This window comes from Cytobacillus sp. Hm23, from assembly GCF_051842895.1.
Lineage (GTDB): Bacteria > Bacillota > Bacilli > Bacillales > SM2101 > Nanhaiella.
The window spans coordinates 56,309-70,962 of record NZ_JBPXRQ010000013.1; the positions used below are offsets into that span (position 1 = coordinate 56,309).

The following is a 14,654-nucleotide window of genomic DNA, read 5'->3' on the forward strand; positions in this document are numbered from 1 at the left end:
GCTAACAAATGACTTCAATATGTTTAATAAGACATGGAGAAACCGATTGGAACAAAAAAGGCATACTTCAAGGGACAAAAGATACGCCATTAAATAGTAATGGTATTATACAAGCTCACCAATGTAGTGAGTTTTTGAAAAACTCTCAATGGGACATACTGGCTACAAGCCCATTACAAAGAGCAAAGCAAACAGCACAAATAATTAATAACAACCACAACATTCCACTTATTGAAGTGAAAAAGTTTATGGAAAGGCATTACGGAGATGCAGAAGGGATGACTGTTAAAGAAAGAAATACTAAATTCCCAGATCAAAAATATAGAGACCAAGAAGCATGGATTGATTTACAAAAACGATCCATGGAAGGACTTTATGAATTACATGCAAGGTTTACGAATAAAAAAATATTGCTTGTTTCTCATGGTGCAGTCATCAATGCCATTTTAGCTACATTGTCTAATGGTGAGATTGGAACTGGAAAAACGGTTTTAAGAAACACATGTATGAGTCACCTACTTTTTCATGGCAAATGGAGCATAGAGAATTATAATGTTGTTTCACACCTTTCTCAGTATAACGACCAAGAAAGCATAGTTCATTTCTGAACAATATTTACACATGAAGTTCGTGAATATTCAACTACATAAGTTTGTCCAATGAATATTTTTAAAACGCTTAGCATGAATGTCTAAGCGTTTTCTTTTTGTTGCTTTATTTTATAAGATAGGTGATTTCAAGGATAGGTTGTTTTCGTATGGATTTTTGCTTCTTGTACATAGATATGAGCATTTATACACCTAGCGTTCGAGGCATTTTTTCTATTCTGAATTTTATTAAGTTGTCATAAAGCTCATTCGATATCCTTATTTTGGTAAAAACAGTAACAAAGCTTACGAAAAGAACCTCTGTAAATAACAACCCACAGGAAAATAGCGTGATTTTAGAATGAAAAAAATAAAATCAACCAAAATAAATAAGAAAGTAACTTCAATAATATAGAAGGAGTGAATTGACTAATGATGAAACATAACAAAATTAACGCAATGATTGTAGTTCTTGTGTTATTTGCTCTACTAGCTGGTCCTGTAAGTACAAGTGCGAATAGTAAACATAAGGCTCATACGGATTGTTACACCAAATCGGTAGTAAATTTAAAATTTGACCTACGTAACCTTTGGATAGACCATACTGTCTGGACGAGAAATTATATTATTAGTGCTATTGCTGAATTAGAAGACAAAGAAAAAGTACTTACTAGATTGCTTCAAAATCAAGCTGATATTGGTAATGCTATAAAGCCCTATTACGGAGAAGATGCTGGTGAACAGTTAACAAAATTACTTACTGAACATATTGAAATAGCAGGAGAAATTATTGATGCTGCAAAGAGAGAAGATAAAGAGGCGTTGGAAAAATCCACTAAAGAATGGTATAGAAATGCTGACGATTTAGCAGTTTTTTTAAGCAAAGCGAATCCGAACTGGAAAGAGGAAGAATTAAAAGAATCTCTGTATGAACATTTGAAATTAACAGCTGACGAAGTTGTCTCAAGGTTAAAAAAGGATTGGGACGCAGATATTGCCGCTTTTGATGCAGGAGAAAAACATATCATCATGCTTGCAGATATGCTTGCTAAAGGGATTATTAAACAGTTTCCTGATCAGTTTAACTCTGGACATTAATATTTGCCAAAGAAAAAGATGAAGTGTGGTGTCTCAATTTGTGAGACACCACTTTATTTTAAATATGATATGAAACTCTTATTTAGTTAGCTCCATCTTTTATGAAAAGAGTAATGGTGGATGAAAGCGTTCCATTGCGTTAGTTACTTCATTTAGTAGTCATGAATAGGAGTTTTGCACAAATTAGTATTGGCAAGAAGTTTACTTGATCTGAAAAGTTTGAGGTTTAAATTTTAACAACATGCTTATCATCAGCTTGTAATGTTTTATGCCATTTCTCTTCTAAGTCTTTAATCCTGTTAGCGTATTTATTTAAATCATTGTAGTCCAATACAATTTCCTCTTCAGGCTTTATTTTCTCCAATATTTGAAAAGAAAAGTTGTCTTTACCATATAAATCCCATTCTTTTTGTAAATCCTTGTTGAAATGAGTTTTAAACTTTAGTTCAAATTGATGGCGGTTAATGATCTTAGCTAAATCCATACTGCTTCCAACATACATTTTGCTATTTACAAGATTCGTTATCGTGTATACACCCATCAAAGTATGGGTTTGTTTATAATCTCTTTTCAATTGCTTTTTGTCCATATGAAGACCTCCTTCAAAATAAGATTTTTATTTTGCTAATGAACAGCTAGGAAAGTTTTTTCTAGACCAAGATGAAAAGGTTAAATTCTTAGTTGTAAAATGACGTAATTTATGTCAATCATAACACAGACATAAAATATGTCAAATATAAATGTATAAAGAAACTGTAAAAATTAGTTGATGTTGACTTTAAAATCTTTTACGATTACAATCGAAAAAAATTAAGATGAGGTGAATCATATGTATCAGAGGCTATTAAACTCAAAAACCGTATTAGAATATTTAGTTGTTCGTAACGAACAATCTTACACCCAAATAGGAAAGCTATTAAATATTACACCTCAACAATTTTCTGACTGGATTAAACTACGTAGACCTATACCAAATGAAAGGTTAAAAAGTTTATGTGACTATTTTGCAGTTCCTGCCGATATATTAGTAAATGAGAAAAAGTTTGCAAAACCTCTTGATCCAATAACGAAAATTGACGTGGAAATGCTTGAGGTAAATAAAGCAACTAAGGAAGAAGATTCTATAATTGTGAAGGATAAATTAATTGAGCTTCAAAAGGAAAAAGCGAAGCAGGTTAGAATTCTACGTTTAACGACTATGTTAAATGCTGACAATGATCAGTTAAATGCAGTAATTGATACTTTTTTGAACCAACTAGAAAATATTGAAGAAAACGAAATAAATCTACTTTTAGAAAAAATTCGTGTTTAGAGCTGTTAGAAATCCTATCCTACTAAGTTAGACGTTGTTAGTTATAGTAGAGATTTTAAAACAAATATGAGAAAATAAAGAAAAATAGGGAAATTCATACTTGAGAGGTGAAAAAATGTTTATTTCTGTTACTAGACTTCATCTGAGGGGTAAAAGAATGTTACCTATCTTTTTTTTTCATTAAATCAACAAGACAAGTAAAAAAAGCTGAAGGGTTGCTGCATTCTTCATTGCATAAAGAAGGATGGGATACTTTTTGGACATTAACTGTTTGGGAAAACGAAGGTGCTATGAAAAATTATAGAAATGCAGGAAATCATCTAAAAGCCATGAAAATCTCAAGGAAAATTGCAGACGAATTAGAAAAGGTGAATTGGGAAAATGATAGCATTCCAGCTTGGGAGGAATGTATAGAGCGACTTCATCAGCATTATGGCAGGCTTTGAATGAATACAAATGTGAAGTAGTTTATAAAAAGGGTGATTATAATGAAGATCATCCAACTAGCGCCATTGATAAAAGAAGGGTAGCTAATTTCCTGAGGATATTTTCGCAATGAGAAACGAAGCTTGAAATACCTTTGTATGCAGAAAATGGTATTCTTGTAAGAGATGAAATCTTATTAGCGAAATCATTTTGAATTTTTTTAATAAAGGATCAAAAATAAATTAGAGAAAACGTTTTTAATTGAAAAACCTATAAGAGGTGATTAAGTGTTTCCAGAATTAGCAACTGATAGATTAATTTTAAGAGAAATTACAGAAGAGGACGGTGAAGCAATATTTGCTTGTTTTTCTAATGACGATGTCACACGGTATTATGGGCAGGAATCGTTAGTGAGTATAGAGCAAGCAAAAAATATAGTAAATTTCTTTGCAAATAATTATAAAGAAAAAAGGGGGATTAGGTGGGGGATACAAATAAAGGGCACTGATGGAATCATTGGGACAATCGGCTTTAATGCTTGGTTACCTAAATACAAAAGAGCTGAAATAGGTTTTGAAATTAATCCAGCTTATTGGCAGCAAGGGTATGCATCAGAGGCCATTAGGAAAATTATTACCTATGGATTCGATTCACTTGATCTAACTAGAATAGGCGCAGTTGTATTCCTTGAAAATGATGCTTCTAATAATCTATTAACAAAGCTTGGGTTTCAAAAAGAAGGCGTTTTAAGAAATAACATATATCAGAATGGTAGACCTTATGATACATATGTTTACTCGATGATAAAATGAGTAGATTTTCAAAACTAATGTACCAGAACAAGTTATATGTTAGCTCTGGTACATTTTGTTTGTGTGGTAGACTTGCTAATAAGTAATAATGTGATCCTAAGTTAAACCGTGTGAATGCATAAGTACAATCCGCCATCCATCGGGATCCTCAATAGTAATCCCCTTTTCCTTCCAATATTGGTTTTCTGGTTCAACCTCATGATACCCCATTAAATCCAACTTCGTTTTTATTTCTGTAATTTCATTAATATCAGGTATATAAAAGACGAGCAAATTATCCTTTGTTGGAGCAGGACATGGACTTCCATCAATATGCCTAGTAAATTCTAAATGGTATTCTACTCCAGGTAAGCCAAACATCACACCATCGTACCCGTCATGGTTTTGAAAGCTTCCTATTCTTGTTAACCCTAAGCCTTCTTCATAAAATGTAATGACTTCTTCAAAGTTGTCCGTAGGTCTTGCTATTCTGAACTGAACACAATTTTTCATGTGAATTTCCCCGTTTCATATAATAGTCTTTCCTACAGACTATTATATCTAGGTAGATCCAATTTATTATTGCTCAAAAGTAGTAATATTTTTTCGTACTTTGGTTGTACACATACTGTTTTGACTACTAATATTCGTAGGTGGCAGTCTCAAAAAAAATCACCTTAAAGTATGCAATAAGGGAGGAAGCTTATGTTAATGAAAAATCTCCAGAACTAGTTCTTACAATCAGCTCATGCTCTCCACTACCGATGGTTCCCACCACTGCATTACGCTTGTTTTTTTCATATGTGAGTCCCTGTAGCTTTATGTTTGCTTCACCAGAGGAGCCTTTAAAATCAACTTTTAGTGATTCAGGTTGAACTTCAGTTATAATTGATATATCACCGCTATTGGAGTCTACAGTCGTTGTGCCTTTAAGCTCATTTGTGATTAGTTTAATATCTCCAGAAGATGTTTTACTGTTTGTGAACATGGCTGTTACATATCGTGTGTTAATGTATCCACTTGATGAACGTACATTAAATTTTGAAGCTTTCGTATTCATAATATGAATATCGCCACTAGATGTTTCAACAGATAAAGTGTCTTTTACTATGATTTTATTAGCGTTAATATCTCCTGAATCTGAAATGAATGTAACAGTATTAGCTGAAATATCTTCAATATCTGCATCGGCTGACGATGTGTCAATATCAATTGAATCGAAGTGTTTGTGAGGAACTGTTATTTTTAAAATAGACAGATCAATGATTATACCAATGTGAGATGTTTTTTTTGATCGTAATGAAATATTTAATTGTTTATCATTGATCTCTGTATCAAGTATGAAATTATCTGCTAATTTGCTGTTTACGTGTCCTGTTAGTTCTACTGTGATCTCATTGTCATGTGAACATATGAACCTTACGTTATTAGAACAAGAATTTATTTTAATTCGAATAATATCGTCACTTAAAAATGATTTTTTCTCAGACAATTCAACCATGTCATCTTTTATTTTCTTATCAATGGTGGAAACTGACGCTTTAACAAACCTCTTCCATAAAACTGATGCTCCATATGAAATTTTATTCATGAACTCACTCCTCAAAAAAATGGCTTTAATGTATTGAAAATTAAGAATTTTACAATTGGTAACCATTCTAACAATATTTCGGTGTAGACTATGCTAGGGCATATTTTCATTTTATTTATAGCAATTATAACAAATTTAACTAATAATGGGGATTTCTATCTTGTGTGTCAAGTATAGAAACTCATCTGATACATGTATAACAATGATATTTGGTCATATTGCCGCACATTGTCCTACTTTCCAACAAAGTTCTTTTACAGTCGTAAAAACGTGTCGTAAAGTCCGAAACTGATGTAATACTTTCAGAAAAGTGTGATGTACAGACCGAAACAAATGCTATACTGTCAGAAAGATATGTTTTACTTATCCGAAACCAATGTAATACAGTCTAAAACCATGTTTTACTGTCCAAAATCGGAGTTATACTGTCGAACAAACGTGTTATACTGTCCGAAACCGATGTTATACTGTCAGAAAACCGTGATGTACTGTTCGGCTATCATCTTTATAGGAAATATACTTCAATTAAGATATCAAACAGCTGATTAAAAAATTTCATTTCTTAGTAGGGGGAGTTTCTAATGAGTGACCACATTAACTATAAAATTTGGACTGTATGTATGATACAAGATGGGAACAAGGTGTTACTATTGGATAGGCAGCATGATAGCTTTAAAGGATTTATACCTCCCGGTGGAAAGGTTGAATTTCCTGAGAGTATAGTTGATAGTGCTATAAGGGAAGTCAAGGAGGAAACTGGCCTTGTTGTACATAACCTTGAGTTCAAAGGTTTATATGAATATGTTAATGTGGATAAAAAAGATAGATATATGATATTTAATTATTTTACGAATGATTTCTCAGGTGAATTACTACAAGAATCTCGGGAAGGTCGTCCTGTTTGGGTAGATATACAGGAAGCATACAATCTTCCTATGCAAGACTCAATAAGGAGAAGGTTTCCTCTGTTCTTTGAAGAGGGTACGTTTGAAATACAAGTAGAATGGGATAATGAAAGTGATAAAGAGGGTATTGTTAGTATTAAAAAAACGTAAAACCTTTCAGAGTAATTCAAGGAGTGCACAATAACATGCTAAAGCGTAAATATGCAGATCGTTCAAATTGGAAGCGAGTTGTAAAAAAGCAGTATTCCCAAGCTTTCCTTCATACTAGTGACTTTAAAGGACACATATCTTTACTAACAATTAATAAAATTACTGAGCCATTAACTGTGAGTTATGAAACACAAAATGTCTGTATTGTTGATGATGGCTATTCATGGCTTCAACAATTCCCTATAAATAAACATCATTCAGTTACTACGATGTTTAATGAAAAAGGTGAAGTTGTTCAATGGTATATAGATATTTGTAACGAAAATGGTGTTGAAAATAATATACCTTATATGGATGATTTATTTTTAGATTTAATTGTATTACCATCTGGAGCAATTTTTCAGCAAGATGCTGATGAATTAGAAGATGCGCGACTAAAAGGAATAATAGATAAAATTTTATACGATAAGGCTTGGGAAGAAGCAAACCGAATCCATCAACAACTTGAAGAAGGCTCTTTCAATCTACTTCATTTGTCAATAGCCCATAAAGATATGCTTAAAAATTGTGGTGAAGGGCGCACTTAACCAATAGATTCGATGATAAAAAAGGAAGGAAGGCTAATTATGTGGGTAAAAGAAGTTGACATTTCGTCTCCATACGATTTTAATAGAGTGTTGGGACGTTTATCACTAGATCCATTAAATCAAGTTGATGTAGAGGCAAAAATGGTAAATATACCACTTTATATTGATAATGAACGAACTATCGCTACGGTGAGAAATATTGGTACTATCAACCAACCAAGCTTTATAATAAGTGGTGAACAAAGTACGCTTCAAGATGAAGTAATGAGGAGATTAAATCACTTATTTCAGTGGAATGTTCCTCTTCAAAAAATAGCAGATCACTTTAAACAAACTAATTTAAATAAGTTATTTGAGGAACACCGTGGAACACCTCTTGTACTTGATTTTAATTTATACGGCTGTTTAATGAAATGTATTATTCATCAGCAGTTAAATTTAAAATTTGCATTTACGCTAACTGAGCGTTTTGTGAAAACATTTGGAAGTGAAGTAGACGGTGTTTGGTTTTACCCATTACCGGAACAAATTGCTGAACTTTCATATGACATGCTGAGAGAATTACAATTTAGTCAGCGCAAAGCTGAATATGTTATAGATACATCGAGATTAATTTCTGAGGGAAAGCTAAACTTAGATGAACTAATCAACATGTCGGACGAAGATGTCATTTCATCTCTTGTGAAAATCCGTGGGATCGGTCCGTGGACAGCACAAAATGTATTATTATTTGAATTAGGTAGGAAAAATCTCTTTCCAAAAGCAGATATAGGTATTCAAAATGCACTAAAAAAATATTTTTCACTGGATGATAAGCCCACTAAAGACGAAATGGATGAACTAAGTGAGAAGTGGGCTCCATACTTAAGCTATGCTTCATTGTATTTATGGCGTAGTATTGAAAATTCTTAGGAGTTGTGACAATGAAACAGAAACGACAAAATCGCTCAAGGCAACAAAATCGAAATAGACAGCAAAAACAAGATACATCAATTACCCTTACAAAGGGTCAGCAATTCCCGTTAACGATCAAACGACTTGGCATTAATGGTGAAGGTGTAGGGTATTTCAAAAAACAAGTTGTTTTCGTACCAGGAGCCTTACCTGGAGAAGAAATCTTAGCAGAAGCATCGGTTATTCATTCTAAATATGCAGAAGCTATTATTAGAAGAATTCGCATTAAATCACCACACCGTGTTAAAGCACCATGTCCTTTATATGTTAAATGTGGTGGTTGTCAATTAATGCATCTTGACTATAATGAGCAGTTAAAACAAAAGCGTGATATCGTAGTACAGGCATTTGAACGTTATGGAAAAGTACCTGTTGAAAAAATTCAAATAGAAGAAACCATCGGTATGGAAGACCCATGGAATTACAGAAATAAAAGCCAATTCCAACTAGGTATGCAAAAGCAAAATGTCATTGCGGGGTTATACGGCTTGAACTCACATCAACTTGTGAGCATCAATAACTGTATGATTCAGCATGAAGCAACGACAAAAGTGACAAATGTCCTTAAACGCATATTACAAGACATGCAAATACCAATTTACAATGAAAAATCACGCTCAGGAGATATTAGAACAATTGTAACCAGGGTTGGTTTTAAAACAGAGGAAGTACAGGTTGTGCTTGTAACGAGAACGGATAAGCTGCCTCGTAAAGAGCAGCTAATCAAAGAAATTACAAACCGTTTGCCAGAAGTAAAGTCCATTATGCAAAACATTAATGGTCAAAAAACGTCGCTCATTTTCGGAGAAAAAACAGTTCATATACATGGTAATGAAGTCATACAAGAAACACTCGGTGACTTATCATTTGAGTTATCGGCGAGAACGTTCTTCCAGCTAAACCCAATCCAAACGGTAAAGCTATATGAAGAAGTGAAAAAAGCAGCCGCTTTAACTGGTAAAGAAAAAGTTGTTGATGCATACTGTGGTGTAGGAACTATTGGTCTATGGTTGGCTGAGGGTGCAGCAGAAATTCGTGGTATGGATGTCATTGCGGAATCTATTGAAGACGCAAATAAAAATGCTAAAAAACACGGCTACAAAAACGCCACTTACGTCCAAGGAAAAGCCGAAGAACTGCTACCGAAATGGGTCAAAGAAGGATGGAAGCCAGACACAATTGTTGTCGATCCACCAAGGTCAGGCTGTGACGATGCGTTATTACAAACAATTCAAAAGGTTAAACCGAAAAAAGTGATCTATGTTTCTTGTAACCCATCAACACTAGCTAAAGATATTGAAAAGCTAAATAGACTATATAGAATAAAATATATTCAACCAGTTGACATGTTCCCACATACGGGGCATGTAGAGGCAGTCGCAGTCTTGGAGTTGAATAAATAGTAAAACTAAGAAGGTATCAAAAAGTAAAAGCAGCTTGCAAAAGTCTGCTTTTACTTTTAATCATAATATTCCAAAGGTCACATTGTTTCATTAATCAAGTCGTAAACTATCTATTATTTTGGAGCAGTGAGTGTCGGTATATATATCAGCTCCACCTAGTTTGTCAATCCATTTTGGAACGGTCGCGTCATTACAAGATTTGATCATCTCATCATAATAAACATCCATAAGGTGCCAAGGGTTCTCAAAGCCGACATTTTGCCCGATTGCATTAAGATCAGTCGTTTTCAGAGCATTTTCTGCGTTTTTCTGTACATCATTCATGTAGTCAATTTGAGTTTGAACATCCTCACGTGTACCTAAGCGCGTAACGTGACCAGCAACTAATGTGTCAAAGTCATATTCCATTATTTTAGCGTGAGCTTCTATGTACCCTGGGATGTCTTCAGAAAGAGCTAAATAACGAAAAGGTACCCAACCTGGAAAAATGATATCCACAGCCATTAGAACTTTTTGATCTGGTACATAAATAAATATGTTACCTCTTTGGTGATTATCCCCCATATAATCTAATAGAAGTTCCTTGTTACCAAGTTTTAACTTCTTCTGACTACCTTTAAATGGTTTTGTAGGGATTGGACGGTTAGGATCTTGTCGTTTCTCTAATATTTTTGCTGTTTCTTCATGCGCAAAAATCTCTACATCATCAGGAAACAAAGATGCAGCACCAATATGATCTTTATGTGCATGAGTATAGATGAGATATTTTATCGGTTCATCTGTTACTTCTTTGATCGCATTTAAATACTTCTCTCCTAGTGACTGTGGTGCATCAACCGCTATTACACCTTTGCCAGTAGTGAGGAACATCGTCGTGAAAATGCCATCCATTACTGCATAAATTCCATCTCCTATTTCTTCGACTAAATATCCTTTATCCATGGGAATAGCTGGTCCTTTTGCATTTTCAGGAAGTGGAGCTACTCGGCTTTCTTCTTCTAATTCATTACTACTATTTGTTTGAATTATCATGTCATTTCTTTCAGTTTCCTGCTCATATCCCATAACACTTTGAGCGTGATATGTTGCTTGTAATAGTGTAAGTGCCATAATAAAAACTACAATCAATTTTTTTGAAATCCGTCGTTTTTGAAACAAGTTTTACACCCTTTCTTTGCATTGAATTAGGTACGTGAAAAAAGACTAATTTCACTGTCTTTATTATGCGAATTTATTTTTTTATTATGCTCAAGATGTTCGAGTCAAAAGAACAAAAAAAGTAATCATTTTGTTTAGTTACGAACACCTTATATAACTATAGACAATATATGTTCACGAGGTTCTCATGATGGAGACTTATAAACGATTTGTAGAAATGAAGTCACATATGTTCAAAAAGGAGAATGCTCCATTACAAGTGAACATACTGATGCTTCCAATAGCTAATTTAATGGACTATTGAAGAGCTTATATTCAGGCAATTGAAATGATAGATTTTTCATAAATACAAATGTATTGAGTTTTTTTCTTAAGATGACTTAAATGCTTGAAAAGAGTAAAACAGCACATGGAAGGATTAAAAGCACTAGAGAAGCTAATTGATACAGCAACTATATTCTGATAGAGAAAAGGCTCTTTTCGTAAACTTTATTGTTATTTATACAAAATTACGCTAGTAAAAAAAATCTTATAAGTTAATCATCATTATTGAAGAAGAGATGCTACGAAACTATAGTTGTATCCTTGTTTATTTATTAGTATGAAATAGAACAATCAATTTGATTACTTATCATAATCTTTCTTCCTTTGAAACTCCTATATATTAAATGGACAACTCCACATAGAATACACATGAATATGAGATAATATTTCATAAGATGCCCAATTGGCTTATGTATTAGGGGAGAGTGATGATCATGCCTACAATTCTTGTCGTTGAAGATGACAATGATATTCGCGAACTAATTAGCGAATTTTTATTATCACAGCAGTATCGTGTGAAATTGGCAAGTGACGGCCTTGAAGGGTTTACAATGTTTCAGCAATATGAAGAAATAGACCTTATTATTATGGATATTATGATGCCGAATATGGATGGATTTCAATTTTGTCAACTTATAAGACAACAGTCTGAAGTTCCGATAATTATGCTTACTGCGTTAGAAGATGATGTTGAGCAAATTAAAGGTTTTGAGTTAGGCATTGACGATTATATTACAAAACCCTTCTCTTTTAACATTCTTATTAAGAGAGTAGAAGCCATACTAAGAAGAAATAAACGACCAAAGAATAAATCAAGCACACAGCTTACATATGAAAACTTAATTCTTGATTTACAATCTTTCCAAGCTTATGAAGAAAACGGTTTGGTGAACCTCACGAAGAAGGAATTTGAATTGCTTCAGCTGTTAATGGAGAATAAAGGAAAGGTGATTACGAGAGAGATGATGATTGATAAACTATGGGGATATGATTTTTATGCAGATACAAGAGTCATTGATACTCATATTAAGAATCTCCGAAAAAAAATAAACGGTGACTACATTAAAACAGTTGTGGGATTAGGATATAAGATAAATGAGTAAATTTCTTAGTCAAATGAAACATAGAGGTATTGTTTTCAAAATCTTTGTTATAACAACGCTATTACTATTATTTGCTTCTTTAATGATTTACTTTTCAATTTATTTTTTCCTTCCAGGATATTATAAGGATTATAAATTGAATCGGTTAGAAACTGCAATGTCTGATTTAATTAAAGAGACTGAAGGTAAGACTTTACCAGAGTTCTTTGAAGCCTCACAACAATATCAGGATGAAAATAATGCAATGGTATACTTAATAGATACGAAAAGCGACTATGGTTTGGTTACAGCTCCAAAAGATTATCTTAGGCAAGAATTATTAGAAACAAATGAATTAGAGAAGTCAATTTCTTTAAAAGAAAGAGATTATATTATTAAAATTTCTCAGACCTTGCAGCCTGTTGATGAAGCTCAAAGTGCTATATTAAGGTTTTTTCCTTATGTAATCATTGTCATTTTTCTCATTTCGATTTTAGGAGCTATGTTTTATGCAAGAATTTTATCCAAGCCTTTACTAGAGCTTAACTCAGTAGGGAAAAAAATGGCGAAACTAGATTTTTCGACTAAAAGTGAGTATAAAGCAGAGGATGAAATTGGTGAACTAGCAGAAACCTTAAATAATATGTCATCTAGGTTACAAAGGACAATAGATGATCTTCATATTGCAAATGAATTATTAACAAAAGACATCGAACATGTAAAAAGTATTGAAGCAGAAAGAAAAGATCTATTTGTGGCAATTTCACATGAATTAAAAACCCCGATCACGATCGTAAAAGGTCAACTAGAAGGGATGCTTCATCGTATAGGAATATATAAAGATCGCGATAGTTACTTGAAACGAAGCTTGAACGTGATGGAGGACCTTGAGGGTCTCGTTAAAGAAATTTTGAATCTTTCTAGAATCGAAAATGTAGGGTTTAATCCATCTTTAAGTGACGTGAATATATCTAGAACTTTACAGGATATTGTTTATTCTTTTTCCTATTTTTCATCTGACAAAAAATTAAATGTAAGTTTAGAAATTGATCCTGATATATTCGTTCAAACAGATAAAAACCTCTTAGAAAAAGGGCTAAGAAATGTTATTCATAATGCGATGATGTATTCTCCAAATGAAGCAGAAATTCAAATTTCTTGTCAGAAGGAAGATACAAATATTAACGTATCTGTATTCAATTCAGGTGTGTTCATTGAAGAAGACCACTTAAAAACAATCTTTGAGCCGTTTAATAGATTGGAAAAGTCAAGGAATCGTAATTCTGGTGGTACAGGTATTGGATTGTATCTTGTAAAACGTGTTTTTAATATTATCCATGTACAATATGAAATAAAAAATGTGAAGAATGGCGTTTTATTTACGATTAATATTCCAGTATAACTAAATATGTATTGTGGTTTAGTAAGTGGTATAAGAAGCATTTCTAACTATAATATCCATAGGAGAAATTTTGGTTCATTGCTCCTATGGATATTTGTATATTAAATCAACTTGCTTACTTTAGTTTTCTTCAATAGGCTCTCCTGTTTCTGGATCAACTTGGATTAGTTTATATTCTTCTTCAATAGGGCCTAATTCGTCATTTAAAAGATTCATGAGTTTTTCTGGAACATCATCTTTAGACATTTGCATTCCTCCTTCAACCTCAACCCACAATCGTTCAACAATTTCTGAAGGCTTTGTTAATAATTCGTCTGTCTCAGCGTCAAAGATTTCACCTGTATTGATATCTGTTTTAAGCGTTTTTAACCTGTGCAAATATTCTTTTGTTTCAGGGTCTTGTACAAAGTGGAGTCCTGTTTTGTCGTCTTCATAAACTTCTAAAAGTTGATAGTTATGCTCATCTATAGAATTAGTAGCCTCTATTTCATCCCATAGATCTTGAGGAATATCTTTAATAGCTATTTGGGTTCCTCCTTCGAACTCAGTACCATATTTTAATAATTTTTCCTCTGTTGTTAAATTTTCGTCTTCAGTTAAATATACTCCTGAAGCTCCTAATCCTGTAGTTAATAGACCACCTGCAATTGCTAAAGATAAAAATTTCATATTAGTATTCTCTCCTTTTGAAAATTTTTCTTACAAGTGTATTACAACATTTTAATATGAATTTCATGTGTAATTCATGTGTGGGTTAAGTGTGCATTTTATTGGGAACTGTACAAAGTTTATCGAAGTTTTATTATGACTGGTATAAAGGTATATAGCTTATCGATTTATCCAACTCTTACTGAGAGACTCGAGCTAAAAAGATGAGTCTAAAA

At 33.0% G+C, this 14,654-nt stretch carries 16 protein-coding genes; 11 read left to right on the top strand and 5 right to left on the bottom strand.

What is annotated here, in order from left to right; all coding sequences use genetic code 11:
- Nucleotides 1-8 precede the first annotated feature (8 nt).
- Nucleotides 9-608, top strand: coding sequence for a histidine phosphatase family protein (locus ACSVDA_RS10495; RefSeq protein WP_485883003.1), 600 nt, complete (start codon nt 9-11; stop codon nt 606-608).
- A gap of 411 nt (nt 609-1,019) precedes the next feature.
- Complete coding sequence (locus tag ACSVDA_RS10500) at nt 1,020-1,685, top strand: glycosyltransferase (RefSeq protein WP_485883005.1); 666 nt, start codon at nt 1,020-1,022, stop codon at nt 1,683-1,685.
- Nucleotides 1,686-1,911: 226 nt separating this feature from the next.
- Here the strand turns inward: ACSVDA_RS10500 and ACSVDA_RS10505 are convergent, their stop codons facing one another.
- Nucleotides 1,912-2,274, bottom strand: a complete 363-nt coding sequence (locus ACSVDA_RS10505) for a GIY-YIG nuclease family protein (RefSeq protein ID WP_485883007.1) — start codon at nt 2,272-2,274, stop codon at nt 1,912-1,914.
- 240 nt (nt 2,275-2,514) lie between these two features.
- On the opposite strand from ACSVDA_RS10505, the gene ACSVDA_RS10510 reads away from it, so the two are divergent.
- The 3 genes from ACSVDA_RS10510 (at nt 2,515) to ACSVDA_RS10520 (ending at nt 4,235) form a co-directional block, all read left to right on the top strand.
- A complete protein-coding gene (locus ACSVDA_RS10510) occupies nt 2,515-2,997 on the top strand; it encodes an XRE family transcriptional regulator (protein ID WP_485883009.1) in 483 nt (160 codons plus the stop codon).
- A 230-nt stretch (nt 2,998-3,227) separates the two neighbouring features.
- On the top strand, nt 3,228-3,443 hold the full coding sequence (locus tag ACSVDA_RS10515; protein ID WP_485883010.1) for a hypothetical protein: 216 nt from the start codon (nt 3,228-3,230) through the stop codon (nt 3,441-3,443).
- 267 nt (nt 3,444-3,710) lie between these two features.
- Nucleotides 3,711-4,235, top strand: a complete 525-nt coding sequence (locus tag ACSVDA_RS10520) for a GNAT family N-acetyltransferase (protein WP_485883012.1) — start codon at nt 3,711-3,713, stop codon at nt 4,233-4,235.
- Nucleotides 4,236-4,331: 96 nt separating this feature from the next.
- On the opposite strand, the gene ACSVDA_RS10525 is transcribed toward ACSVDA_RS10520, so the two are convergent.
- Together ACSVDA_RS10525 and ACSVDA_RS10530 are read right to left on the bottom strand one after the other, a co-directional pair.
- A complete protein-coding gene (locus ACSVDA_RS10525) occupies nt 4,332-4,727 on the bottom strand; it encodes a VOC family protein (RefSeq protein ID WP_485883014.1) in 396 nt (131 codons plus the stop codon).
- Between the two features lie 190 nt (nt 4,728-4,917).
- Nucleotides 4,918-5,805, bottom strand: a complete 888-nt coding sequence (locus ACSVDA_RS10530) for a DUF4097 family beta strand repeat-containing protein (RefSeq protein WP_485883016.1) — start codon at nt 5,803-5,805, stop codon at nt 4,918-4,920.
- Between the two features lie 581 nt (nt 5,806-6,386).
- Here ACSVDA_RS10530 and ACSVDA_RS10535 point away from each other — a divergent pair.
- Genes ACSVDA_RS10535 through rlmD form a run of 4 tightly spaced genes read left to right on the top strand, consistent with a single transcriptional unit; the run spans nt 6,387 to nt 9,804 of the window.
- A complete protein-coding gene (locus ACSVDA_RS10535; protein ID WP_485883018.1) occupies nt 6,387-6,860 on the top strand; it encodes an NUDIX domain-containing protein in 474 nt (157 codons plus the stop codon).
- A gap of 35 nt (nt 6,861-6,895) precedes the next feature.
- Nucleotides 6,896-7,447, top strand: a complete 552-nt coding sequence (locus tag ACSVDA_RS10540; RefSeq protein WP_485883020.1) for a ribonuclease FAU-1 family protein — start codon at nt 6,896-6,898, stop codon at nt 7,445-7,447.
- Between the two features lie 39 nt (nt 7,448-7,486).
- Complete coding sequence (locus ACSVDA_RS10545) at nt 7,487-8,359, top strand: DNA-3-methyladenine glycosylase family protein (RefSeq protein ID WP_485883021.1); 873 nt, start codon at nt 7,487-7,489, stop codon at nt 8,357-8,359.
- Nucleotides 8,360-8,370: 11 nt separating this feature from the next.
- Nucleotides 8,371-9,804, top strand: coding sequence for a 23S rRNA (uracil(1939)-C(5))-methyltransferase RlmD (rlmD, locus tag ACSVDA_RS10550; protein WP_485883023.1), 1,434 nt, complete (start codon nt 8,371-8,373; stop codon nt 9,802-9,804).
- 90 nt (nt 9,805-9,894) lie between these two features.
- On the opposite strand, the gene ACSVDA_RS10555 is transcribed toward rlmD, so the two are convergent.
- Complete coding sequence (locus ACSVDA_RS10555) at nt 9,895-10,962, bottom strand: MBL fold metallo-hydrolase (RefSeq protein WP_485883025.1); 1,068 nt, start codon at nt 10,960-10,962, stop codon at nt 9,895-9,897.
- A gap of 752 nt (nt 10,963-11,714) precedes the next feature.
- On the opposite strand from ACSVDA_RS10555, the gene ACSVDA_RS10560 reads away from it, so the two are divergent.
- A complete protein-coding gene (locus ACSVDA_RS10560) occupies nt 11,715-12,389 on the top strand; it encodes a response regulator transcription factor (RefSeq protein ID WP_485883027.1) in 675 nt (224 codons plus the stop codon).
- Nucleotides 12,382-13,770, top strand: coding sequence for a sensor histidine kinase (locus tag ACSVDA_RS10565; RefSeq protein WP_485883029.1), 1,389 nt, complete (start codon nt 12,382-12,384; stop codon nt 13,768-13,770). Before ACSVDA_RS10560 ends, ACSVDA_RS10565 begins: the two co-directional genes overlap by 8 nt.
- Nucleotides 13,771-13,890: 120 nt before the next feature.
- Here ACSVDA_RS10565 and ACSVDA_RS10570 read toward each other — a convergent pair whose 3' ends face one another.
- Entirely contained in the window at nt 13,891-14,439 is a 549-nt protein-coding gene (locus tag ACSVDA_RS10570) for a hypothetical protein (protein WP_485883031.1), read from the bottom strand.
- Between the last annotated feature and the right edge of the window lie 215 nt (nt 14,440-14,654).